The sequence below is a fragment of the Chryseobacterium herbae genome (genome assembly GCF_025154075.1).
In the GTDB taxonomy this organism is placed as follows: Bacteria; Bacteroidota; Bacteroidia; order Flavobacteriales; family Weeksellaceae; genus Chryseobacterium; species Chryseobacterium herbae.
In genome coordinates, this window is sequence record NZ_JAOAMU010000002.1 from 728,583 (window position 1) to 741,745 (window position 13,163).

The window sequence follows — 13,163 nt, forward strand, 5'->3', positions numbered from 1 at the left end:
TATTCACGCAAAGGTTTATTTCAATAACGTATAGTTTAGGAGGCAAAGGGAGAATCAATCAAAGATTGATTCGATTAAGCGTATGTTTTATCCGTCCGCTTAATCCGTGATGAAATCGCCTCCTTTGCTCCTCTTAAAATCATAAGATTTATTATAGGTCTTTGCGTGGTAAAAAAATATAATTATTCTTTTAATAAGCATATGTAATCTGAAAAATTATTGAAGAAATTATAAGAAAGAATGTTCTAAAGCTTTTGTTTAATTTTTTTTCACGCAAAGAAAAACAAAGAGGTGATTAAATTTCCTTCAGTAAGATAAACAAAGGCGTTTCACTTATTTCCGAAATACAAAGATTCTATTCTGAACGTTTGCTTCACTCTGTTTTAAAAGGAATGAATGGGTTGAAGTATGGTATTGTTTTACTTTTTTAAATGAAATGCCTTTGTTTATCTTTATTAAAATAGCTTCATTTCAAAAAACCTTTGTTTTTCTTTGCGATTATTAAAATGTTTAAACCTAAGCAGGTGTTGTAATCTTAACTTAATCACTGGCCTAGCCGCCATCTTTGCTTTGCTTAAAAGCATCAAGAACCTTCAAAAGAACTTTGCATCAAAATCTCCCAAAGATCCCGCAGATTACACAAATTTCTTTGAATAGCATAAGTAGTGTTATTGGTGAACTTATTCGTGAAATTTGTGTTTAAAAGCGTTTCATCTTTGAAATCTTTACCTCGAATAAAATAATATAGCTACAAACAAAATAAGCACTCAACACTCTTTTACTCAATACTAAATCAGCAAATAAAAACCAAAACCCTCACAATAGCAAGGGTTTTTGGTATACTTCATATGATGAAATTAAAGCTTTGTTAAGCATTCATATCTGTAATATTCTTATAATAGAGTATGACATCTTTAAGTTCTATCAGCGGCAACTTGCTTTCGCTGAGGGATGAGAAAACGGCTATATCGATCTGCAACCAAGCCCCGTTGTTGACAGGCTGATGCTGACTATACCATGTTTTAAGCGTATTGGTCAGACGACAGACAAACGGGTCGGAGTCGCTGAAGGACGGCTGACATCCTCCGGCAGGAATCTCATAATCCGTTGGGATCTCGAAATTGAACGGTGCTGCCAGCAATACAGGCAGTTCTATCGCAGGGAGCAGATCTCCTGATGAGGCCAGTAGAGGATAATTCCATGAAACGCTGAGTTTCACCAATTGCTCTGCCAGTTCATCGTACGTAAAGAAAGTACTGAAGAAGTTGGCCAGTTGCTGTGCAAGCGGAAGGTTCAGTCCCGTATCATTATTAATCCTTGCGATATCAAAGGTATCATCGCTGCTGAGCAGTGGGATCAGCTTATTGGAGAATCTTACTAAAGGTGTGCGATAAATAAAATCATTCACTGTCGGGTTATAAGGAACGAGGTCTTCGTTACGTATAATAGAAAGGCCTGCCCATGCATACTGGAACTGTAAGACATTCAGTGCATCTACATTGACATTGCGCGATGGAATATTGAAGGACTCTTCCCATGACAGATAGGTTTTATCTGCAGCCTGATACCAATACGAATTAGGAATAGGTACACCTTTTTTATCGGTGGCATTCACTGTCGTATAATTATCAATCGTCACGTAAGGGGTTTGCGGCAGTTCTGCTTCCAGTACAGCTTTAGTGCCCCGGTACAGCAACAGATCACTGGTAGACATATCTACAGAAGGTACAATGGTGATCAGCAGGCGGTTGCCGAAATCAGTATCATCTGTCTGACGGATGATGAAATCGTAGGCACGCGCAGTACCATTGCTGTTAGGATTGCCGAAAAGCAGACTGTTGAATTCGCTCCAGGCAATAGCAAGGTTATTGGATAAAGTGACCATCGTTTGTAATGCATAATAAGCATTGGCCAGGTTAGTATCGCTGTTATCTGATTGAGCATTAATCAGTTTCAGATAACGGTTGAAATCGTCCAGTACCTGTGGCCATACGGTGACGAATTGTGCCAGATCACTGAAGAGGTCGCGGGAAGGTGCTCCAAACAATTTTGCGGAAGGATTCGGAATCATATTGAACTCAATATCAGAGAATATTTTGTCCTGCGCAGCCTGATCTTCGGTATACGAATACGAAAAGTCCCATTCAGATGCTTTGGCCAGACGTGTTTTGGTCGTGTCGCCTTCTACAGATACGCCTTTGCCTGTTTGTGTGGTCAATGTAGGTGGTGTAGGATAGTTTCGTAGCACTACAGGAATATCTACGTTGCCTAAGCTTTGCTGCAGAGATGAAGCAACAGACGCTGCTTTAAGCGTACTGCTATTACTGCTAACATCAGCAGGAATAATAAAAGTAAGCCAGTTAGAGCCCTGATAGCCGTTGATCGCTGCTACATCACTGATGTCGCATTCCACATGAGTGACCACATATGTCATATCCAGATCTACGCTGGTAAATTCCTTCGCATTTTTAGTGGTAAAGCTGAAAGTAAGGAAGGAATCCGTATCGGTGGCATCTTTTTCATTCAACTGTATCTTAGAGGTGGAGATGCTGTATTCTTTTGCTTCGCCATCTGTTTTGTTACCGATCACCGGTGTACCATACAGGCGTGGCGGTGTTTGATAGCTACCGGATGCCACAAAGTCTGATTCAGCTGTTACTTCAAATTGTACCAGAGCATTGACAGTGTAAGCATTCCCAAGCTGGTTGAGCAATTGCTGTTCGAATTTATCTTTTGCATTGCCGAGACTGGTATTGTCACCAGACGCAGATGAAATATAAGGCGCTGTGAGCACAGGCTCTACTTCCGAAGCAATGGCTCCGGCCAGCTTAGTTTTAGCATTGGTGATGGCCTGCAGATAAGTAGTGGCATCAATGCCCTGTGTTCCCAGCCATGTTTTTTCTTCATTTGATTTTAACTGATCTACAAGGAAAGCAGGGATGGCGTAGTCTGCGCTCAGGAACACGTCGATGGCATTGAGGGATTGTGCGCCCCAGTTATCCATATCTATGCCTGTAAACGTCTGCACTTCACCTTTGCTACAATCCAGACCCTGACCTGTCAGATAATCACAGATAGGGACGCCAGCTTTTGAAACAAGGCTTGTCGCCAATGGCTTAGGCGCATAGAATACGGCATTCAGCAAGCTGTACGTATAAATATTGATTCGGTACTGATTAAACTGTTCTGCTGTCAATTGTTGCTGAAGAGCGATGTCAAACAGATCTCTGTTGTCATAGAAGGTATCAACCAAAGTATGAATGGCAGTGGTAACATCGGCCGGTACGTCGTCTGCGGTCAGCTGTGCAATAGAATCCGCCGTTAGCTGATAAGTACCTGCTTGGTTGACCTGCCAGTAAATACCTTGACCGGATTTTAAGCCCATACGGACTACAAACACAGCCTGGTTATTGGCACCGCCGGCTGTTGCTGCATTGGTTCCTATGGCGATCTTCAGTTCGTAATGATCAACACTTAAGAAAGCGGCTTCAAACAAGGCAGCAAACTCATTCAGACTGTACTGCGGATCACTGCCGTCCTGTGCTGTTGTGGACATCGTTTTTGGCTTCACCTGTGTAAGAGCACGAGTGACCAAAGTACTGTCTTTAAAGTCCGTGTTCACATAGTCCAGGTCTCGGTAAAAATCAAGATTCACAGTGAGCTGCAAGATGGAATGGGTATCGATATCTGCTACATTAACCGGGCTGGTGAGCGGGTTCATAACCGGAGCCGTACCCTGATTCCCCTGGCTGCGTGCCGATAAATAGGTATAAATATCTTTTACAAACTGCAGCAACTGGTTGAACTGGTCTCCGGACAGATCGGTGGCTTTACCGGGAGTAAGCGATGTACTGAGTGTAACGGTCAATGTATTCTTACCATCTACCGGATTTAACTGGGTCAGTTGATAATATACATTGGTGTAGGTCAGTAAATCATTGGCGGCATTCTGTTTCCAGTCCTGTTGTTGGTCTGCTGGCACATCCGGCAGCTCGTTATAACGTTGCGTATTGAAGTTGAATTCCAGCTTCAGTTCCGGTTGATTATCCGTACCAAGGTCAAATAAATAACTCAGTTCAACACTTGGCCATTTACCCAATCCTTTCAGTTCATCTACATAACCTGTCTGGATAGGAGGATTATTAATTGGTGTGGCAGGATCCAGCTGCGGATCACTGAATGGAGTAACCGTTACGTTGCCATAATAATCTACCCAGTCAAAATGAACCTGCACCGGATGACCGATACCACGGTAAGGATTACCATCTTCCTGCGGATAGTCGGCCGGATAACTCATAAATGGATTAGGTTTAGCGAACTTGGCAATAGGCACCACCTGATTGTAATACCATATCAGATCGTCGTCATCGTTGCTGTCGTCTGTTTTACCCAGCACATCGTCCTGTGTCTGTGGCTTGGCAGGTCCTGCAGGTAAACCTACAATACTTTCTGTAAACCAACTGTTCTCTACTACCTGGTAGCTGAGCAGATTGTACATATTGTTGAGGTATACTTCGGCATAATCAGGATCCGTTACTTTAGGTTGTTTGTTCGGATCAGGATTAGGATTCGTGCGGTTCAGATCGAATCCGGCTGTACCTTGCTGTACGGCAGTTACCTTATGCAGGATCTGATCGTTGATGCTAAGAGTGGTCGGATTCACAAAGATGTTCACTACATCTCTTGCAGCCCAGGCCATAGCAGCCATGTCTATAAAGTAATAGGCAGCAATGGTTTCGAAGGTAACACCTGCTTTACCACCGATGGTATAGTGTACCTGAGGTAAAACTATGAGTTGCCAAAGCGGAAGGTTGTTCCAATCGCTGATACCCGGATTGAGCTGTTGTATAGCCGCTGTATCCACTTCATAATACGCTGCAATAGAGTTCAATGAATTACCCGGACCGTTGGTTCCTACTTCGGATACCAATCCATTAAAGGTGATAACAGGTGCAGGATATTTTGAATCGGCTTTTGTATTAAGGACTACTTTTTTATTCAGCTCTACCAGTTCGGCAGGCAGTATATTGAAGCGGGCCGTAATGGTATCGATGGTATCATCGGGAGTGTTAACATGGTATGACAATCCATTCTGCATTTCACTTTGTGCGTAGACCACGCAGGAGTTCGCATCGATCTTATCGCCTGTTACGGCACAGGTCATATAATCGGTTGGCTTGTTGTTGTACTGGCTGCTGTAAGTTACCAGGAGACGTACATTCGCTGTATCCCCTTTACCGAATACACTGGAAGGGAAACCTGTATTGCCTTCAGTTTCGTTGTACATCAAATAATAACCCCCTGAACGGGTAATACTGCATTCCCACAGCAGGCGGATGAAATCATAAATACTGTTCAGTACACCTGTGGTAGGTGTTGCTTCTGCTTCCTCTCTTGATTCCATTTTCAGAGCAAAGGTATCCGGATTGGTTTCGGTAGAGAGGTTGGCCTGTACAATAAATGTTTTCATGTGCTCCATTCCAACGGATAATAGTCCATCCGAGCCTTCATACAGCCATTGTATATCAACAATTTTATCCGTGTTATTGTGGACTGATTTTGGGTCTAATGCCAGTAAAAATCTTTGCAGAATAGTTGCATCAGCCTCGCTTGCCCCCAGAAGTTCATAGCTGTAAGCATTTACAGGAGCCGTAGAATCAGTATCAAGAAGTTTAAGCTCTATATCTACCATCGTGCTCCATCCGTAGTAAGAAGATGGCCAGTAATCCATCACCCCTTTGGCAGCATCGTATTGTCCTATCTGAACGCTGAATGCTGAACCTTGTTCTTTAGGCAATGCCAGTTGGTTGAGCAGACCGGAAGGGAACTGCCAGATGAGCGGTGATCCATTAGTTTGGTCTCCCGATCCATAAGGGAGTTTTAGTGTTCCGGATGTCTGCCATTTCGTAGTAGTCTGGAAAGTATATTGTACCGCCTGAACATTGAAAGGCTGCATAGGAGCGAGTTCCAGTACATCCGGTTGTATACCCGTTTTCTTTGCATAGGTAAGCAGGGTGCTGATCTGGTTAAGATCTTCAGGTGTTAAGGCTATATCGAGTGTATTACCACCTTCTTCCTTCATTGTTTTTCCGTTGAACTGCAGCCAGCTTAATGAATTGTTGATCAGCTGTATCGAGAAGTCGGCAGGTATCGTAGCCGGCAGGGCAAATTCCTGACCAGTCAATGAATACAGGGCGCAATTGGAACCGGTACAAGGTGAACCTTCAGAAAGCGTAAGCCCCGGAAGGGTAGTAGGCAGACGCATACCGTGTAATTGGTAGCGTGATACCATACCAGACAGTTGTCCATAAGAATTATTATCAGTAAAGTATTCCAGAATACTGCCTACGGTAAGGTATTGCAGACCCGGAATATTGGCATTGGTATATCCTTCGCCGTCGTAGAAGAATTTATCTTGCTGCTGGTTGGCATAATTGGTGGCCAGCAAAGCTGCTGTCGTATTGTATTGTTGTGCCAGAGTATCCAGTGTGTCGGCCTCAGCTGCTTCGCCGAAGGTAACGGTAGTATGAATAAACGGTTGCACCAATACCTGACCCAGCGGTTGCACCGGCAGTGCCTGTACTTGTAGATCATTCGCGAGGTCCTGAGGCGTAACCGTAGCATCTGCTAATATTGAAATAGCAGCGGCCATGCTGGTCAGCGTATCACCCGGTACAACGGTATATGGGGTAGTGCCATATTGAAAGCCGTTACCTGCAATGAATAATCCCGGTGTTATCTGGTTTTGCATCAACAGGGCACTTACGTCAAGTTTTTTGTATACGTTAGTGCAGATGCCATTAAAGGTATCTTGGTTTTTGGCTGTATAGATAGCAGCTCCAATGATCAGCCATCTACCCGTCATGAGGACTGCCGTATCCTGGAAATTGGTATCAGCGGCAAGATCGTTTACCGTTGTTTTTAATCCGGCCGCTACTGCATTGATGGTATCGGTAGCCTGTACATTGTAGGAATTGCCCTTATAGGTAAGAGTTTGCGGCGCTAATAATCCCGGCACAGCTGCATTCTCCGTGATCAGCATGGTTGCTGTAATGGCGTAAATGGCAGCCACAGAAGTGAAGGTATCGCCATCTGCAATATCATACATAATCCCTGTTATGACTACCGGATTATTGGCGGTAAGCGGATGGGTCTGATTTGCCGTAGCGATGTCCTGTACATTGACCTTATTGCTTGTTCCGTCTACACTAATACCATTAGCCCAGTTCACCATTTCTGATAAGCTGTTACCGTTGCTGAGACGGTAGGTGAAATTATCCATCGCATCGGATGCATAACCAGCCAACTGCTTGCCTAAGAGTACAAAATAATCTTCAAAAACGAAAGTAGACATACTCCATTGCTGCGGATCGGATACTGCAAATCTCGCAGCAGTCGCTGTTTCTTCCTGTACTTTTACAGCCAGTTCATTGAACCATTCTTTCACAGCGGACAGGTATTCCTGCGTAGCCATATTATAATTATTGAACTGGATGTCCAATGAGATATCAGGCACCTTCAGTTCAAGATCAAAGAACATAGGGAAGATGGCTGCTGCGGTCAGATTATCCTGTAGCCGCTGAACATTGACTGCCTGGAAGCTGTTTTGCAGGAAGCTGAGGAGATCTTTGGTCGGTATAGGGAAAGGATTGCTTTCGCTGGATAGGAAGGCGATCAATGCATCCAGATCCGCTTTTGAAATACCTTCCGTATCTACTTCTGCACGGGCAGATTGTGAAGGCGTATGATCAATATAGTTTAATACCAGCCAGCGGAAGAAGTCAGCGCATAGATATTCAAACGAAGTCGTAGCACCACTACCATCACCCGATGGGTCGGGCGCATCGGTGAACAGGGTAGCTACATATTGTGCAGCCTGGTCTTTCAGATTGCTGTTTTCAGGTCCGGCTACAGTTAAATGAGGCACAAAATACAGATTCAATGTAGGCAGACTGTCCGCAGAAGTTGTTGCTAATACAGAACTGTAGTTAATTGGCATATGCGGTGAACGGCGTATCACCATTTGATCAGGCCAGATTTCCTCTGTTGCTTCAAATGCATCAATTGTTGCAAATTCAACAGGCAAAGCACCATCAAGTGGTGTTGCTATGCGGGCAGGTGCAATACGTACAGTAGCCGCAGGTGTAGATAATCGGGCAGCAGCATGTGGCGCTCCAAGATTGTTATTCCAAGGTGCTTTGGCGGTCTGGTCTGTACCAATGGTGAGGTCAAAGCGTATTTTGGCCGTAAACGTAAAGTGAATGGTAATGGAGAAAATACCCAGATTCAGTTTAGCAGAAACCCTGACATCCACTGAAGCTACGATAGCCAATGGTATTTTGTTATAGGCTTCAAAAATAGCCTGTGCATATACCATGACAGTTATATTAACACTGGCAGATATGATACCGAAGTCAATGGAACCATATAGTTTACCGATGATACCAATGGTACCCTGCAGGTAATAATAATAAGAGGTTTCTACCTGTTCTTTATTGCTCTCCTGTAAAGCTCCGCTGTAAGGATAGTAAGCGGCTATCACTCCTTCAATGATACCAAACATAGTAATGCTGAAACCGGCGCTGAGCACACCATAGTTCACGCTATAGCCTACACCTACCTGCAAGCCGATACCGAATACGATCACCGGGTTAAAGTTTCCGTAATTGGTTTTTGGGACTTTATTGGTCGTAGCACTGCTTAACTTGCCGAAATAGAGACCTCCTGAACCCATAGCAGGGATTCCCGGCGGCACAATGGCCTGCAGGGTAAACGAACGGGAGAAGTCCATATTATAAGGGAATCCAATATCCACCATGAAATCACCATTGGTATAAATTTCAATACCAATGGAAGGCAGCGTGATATTGACTGCTCCAAACTGCAGATAGCGCAGGGCATTAGGAAGCGTAAGATCTATTTGATAGACCCCGATCGAGTCGGAGATCTTTTTATACATGATCTCAAAATCGAGCCCTTCGAATATTTTGGCTTTTCCACCAGCCATGGCGATACGTAAGCCGTACAGGTTAGGGTCATTAAACACGACCTGCATATCTAGCGTCCATACCGGTTTATCCTTGGTTCCGGCATTCAGTATCCCAAAATTGGTCGCGATCAGCCAGTTGCTGTCTTCGTTGAACTGCAGCAGGGTATTGCCAGAACCCGGTCCTATAGGCACAGTGCCCGGCTTAGGTTCGGTAAAGGCTTCCTGCATAGCCTTGGTTACATCTTTAATGGAATTGTATTGGGCTGGGTTGACCAACTCTACGTGCTGACCCATGGCCAGCAGACGCAGGTCGAAATACTGGTTGCCCTGTCCCGGTACTTCCGGCATTTTCTGAATATCCTGTCCTCCGGTGGAAGGTTTGAACAGGTTACTGTCGTTAATAGAAGGCACAACGGAATTACCATCGAAGGTGATAAATACCCCTTTTTCGGTTTTGGTAAGGTTGATGCCGTTAATATTGATGAATATAAGGTTAAGCGTTTTAGGCAGTTTGTAGGTAACTTTAATGTCTTTGGTGTCGAGGTTGTAAGTCACCGAGAAGCCATCCAGACTTATTTTGTTGAGTATATCCCATGGAGCATCGAGCTCAAAGGTTGGGTTGAACAGCATCTTCATGAAAGAAGTGATCAATCCGCCCAAGGTCCAGTTCTTAATAGAGAAAACAATGGTACGGCTTTGTCCGCTTACATCATACATGGCGGTAAATCCTTCCCAGGTAATCGCGAGCTGCTGATTGTTTTCGGAGAAATTATAGCTGATGCCGACAGTAGCATTGAAATCGTCCAGCGTTACACTGCCCAATACACCGCCGGAGTATTTGCCTGTGGCAGAATCATTGCTGGCAGCTTCATATTTCAGCCAGAGATTAGCAATAATATCGATCTTCTGATCGATAATCGGGAATTTAAATTTCCATTGCAGGCCTCCTTTTACTTCATAACTGCTTTTTCCTGTTCCGCTTGGAATCGTGGCATTTAGTGAAAATTGAGTAATATTTAAGCTATCAGGAAGGAAGCTGGTAGGCAGGCTGATGGTTTGGAATAATTGCTTAATAAGTTCGCCCAGATTTAAATTACTGCCTTCAGGCATAGCAAGACTTAAGTCCCAACCGTTAGATGAATTGTAATTAACATCCGTATTGAGCTGCAGGCTGCCAATGGCAAATAATCCTGATACCTGGGCTGTAAATATACTTGGACCGGAACCGCTTGCGGGTGAGGAAGAAGTCAGACGCAGAGTACCATCAGTTACCGAAACATTGGTGATGAAATTGATGTCAATATTGGCATTGGCATAAAACTCATAATATTTGCTGTTGATATCCATATTGATACCGAAAGCGGTAAACTCAACCAGCAATAAATTTTCAGGAATGTTAATAGTTCCTCCCGTAATGGCTGATAATAAATTGTTAAATGTAACCGATCCGGTAAAGGCTGCGGAAAGCGTTAGATCTGAAGTGACTTCTACATCGAAACCTCCTACAAATATAGTAGGGAAGAAGTTGACTCTGGCGCTGAAATATAAACTTTGCGCATTAGTGGTGCCCGGACCGATGATGACCCAGTTCACATCGAATTGTTCAATAACAAAATTATCGAAAAGCGTCCATGCGCCGTTTGATCCTATATATGCTGATACGCTGGTTATGCTCAGTCCATTGCTGAAATCCAGAGAGGTATTAAATCCTTTGAATGCAATACTGTTGAGGTATTGCTGTAAAGTAGGCGGTATAGTCTGAAACCAGTTCTGCCCGGCCATCAGTCCAAATAAACTGAGCGGGGTAAGTGGTTTGTCCGGTTCGGAAGCTACATTTAGCAGGAAGGAAGAAGAACCCGATTCAACAGCCGCGCTGAAATTCAATACAATTGCATCGCCAGCCGCCAGTAACAAGCGGAAGTAGAGTATGGGCGTTTGTACTTTTTGGGTCTCACCTGCTGTTGCCATCAGCCCATCATCCGTTTCGTACTCAAGGCGCAGTGCATCTCCTTCATCTTCCGGTTCTGTGGGAACGGTTTCTTCTTCTGTTTTGATCTGAAATCCTACACCGGGGTTGCTGACTTTCAGAAATCCCAATGATATCAGGGTGGCATCTACATTGACAAAAAGATCAAGATCAGGATAAATGATATCTTCGTTGTTGACCTGCGAAGGATCTATACTTCCTACAAGAGCCAGTTGTGTAGATGAGGTCCAGGAAGTAAAGAAATTTACAACAGGTTGCAGCCATTTGGTCAGTGTAATAAGGGCTGCAAAGTTCTGACCTTCCATTAATGAAATATTTTGTTGCTGCCATTTAAAAGCAGCCACTTCATCCGTACTGAAAATAAAGGAAGGAGAGGTATAAGGAAGATTATCAAATACGCCGCCTGTCATATACTGCCAGCTTGTGGCAAATACCCAGTTGGAGAGATTGATTTGTATGGTAAACTGAACTTCATCCGCATCATTCGCTGTAACGATCAGGGTGACGGAGGTATTAGTCTTTTCTACATTGAGTATGGCCGCTGTTGTATTAGTAATCGTTAGTGTGTTTCCCACAGGCTCAGGTATAGAAGTACCAGAGATGTCGATCAACAGAAACGAATCAACAGGCAGCTTGTAGCTTTTGGACAAAAGATCGTCCAGCCCAGCCTGAGGGATCAGGTCCGAATCGGTAAAAGATGCTGCATCAATAGTAATGTTGTTATTATTGGCAGCGGCCTGGCTCCTGAAGGTAGCAGCTAATTTGGATAAGCTCATAATAAAATGTTATTCGGTTAAACGTCTACAATTAATCCCATATGGTCACTTGTACTTCTGACCCTTCGGTAATTGTTCCAGCCAACAAAAGTGGTCATAGCACCTATATTGCCTCTAACATAACCGCCATGTCCTCCGGGACCTGCCGGTGGAAGTGCTAAAGCAGAAGGTAAGCCTGCCGCAGGCATTCCTGCATTCAAAGCCATAGCAGAGTTGTATACCAGACTTCCAGGTGGTGCACCAACTATCGGCGGTGCATCCCGGTTATACGTCGTGCCGGTTACCCTGTTCACGATGGTAATATTCGCAGCAGGTCCAATAGCTGTTCCTCCACCATAACGGGTCAGTACATTATCCACACTCGAGAAAGTATCCTGGATCACATACTCGTAACCGGGATATCCATTGGTTTGCCATGGCCTTGCACTGTTGTGAGATCTGATCATGGTGCATACATAGCCTTTGTCCGGCCATACATTGGGTGTGGGGTTTATCTGTCGTGTATAGCCAACACCTCCGGGAAAATTACCCAGCAACCGATCATAAGCAATGGGTTGGAAATGGGTGTTAAAAATATCAACGTTAAAGTCCCCGACGATCACGCCCACTTCATTGACGGCAAGGTTTGTTGTCATTTCCTGAATATAGGAAAGCTGGTTGGTGCCATCTGCCGACTGTTGTTTTTTCGGAGACGCATGAAAAGACAGTAATTTGATGGTCCTTCCTCCGTTTGCCGGTTCCCAGAATGTTGTTAAAAAAGGAGTTCTGTTAAAGGCATTGGGGAAATCCAGTACTGGTGCTACACCTGCCACAACAGGTCCGCGGAACTGCCATTGACCCGCCAGGTGGCGATAGGGTATTCCAGGATTAATCAGGTTTCCTCCGCCGGGTGCATTACCCAAAGGAAGAGCACCTGCCCAGTTGATTCCATAATTAACCAGATTAACGGCTCCGATATTGGCCACTGAATCAGAGGGATTAGCTCCACCCTGCCAGCCCCAGGGACCTGTAAACTGTACATTGGCATGGTTATAAAATACGGAAATACCTTCCTGCACATTACCTTGTCCCAGCCTGAGGGGAGGAACAAGCCGCCAGTCATTCGGCGCAGGAAACCAGATCCTTAACTGTTGCAGCAAAAACAGGCTGCCTGTCTCTCCGCCTGCTGTGATCAGCGTGCCGGGAGTTCCTGTGCCCGTAGATGTTTCTACTACCACAAAAATATCCGGGGTATTCTGGATAAGCGTAGTACGGATCACTTCTCTTCTGTAACCGGCTTGTGGCGGAGGGATCGTAAGCGTTCCATCCCGTTTCCGCTTGGCTCTGGGTTCATTTATTTTGTTGATTCCGAACTTTTCAATGTTCCAATATAAGATACGGGCCATAAGACATCGATTTTAGGTTTATAGCA

2 protein-coding genes are annotated in these 13,163 nt (G+C 44.5%); both read right to left on the reverse strand.

The genetic code is table 11. The features are described from left to right. Window positions 1-868 precede the first annotated feature (868 nt). Window positions 869-11,752, reverse strand: coding sequence for a hypothetical protein (locus N0B48_RS09350; protein ID WP_259838478.1), 10,884 nt, complete (start codon window positions 11,750-11,752; stop codon window positions 869-871). 17 nt (window positions 11,753-11,769) lie between these two features. Beyond that, window positions 11,770-13,137, reverse strand: a complete 1,368-nt coding sequence (locus tag N0B48_RS09355; RefSeq protein WP_259838480.1) for a hypothetical protein — start codon at window positions 13,135-13,137, stop codon at window positions 11,770-11,772. Window positions 13,138-13,163 lie beyond the last annotated feature (26 nt).

What these genes read in the sequence shown, in the direction of transcription:
- N0B48_RS09355 (WP_259838480.1), bottom strand. Translation starts at nt 13,137, where the DNA reads ATGGCCCGTATCTTATATTGGAACATTGAAAAGTTCGGAATCAACAAA.
- N0B48_RS09350 (WP_259838478.1), bottom strand. Translation starts at nt 11,752, where the DNA reads ATGAGCTTATCCAAATTAGCTGCTACCTTCAGGAGCCAGGCCGCTGCC.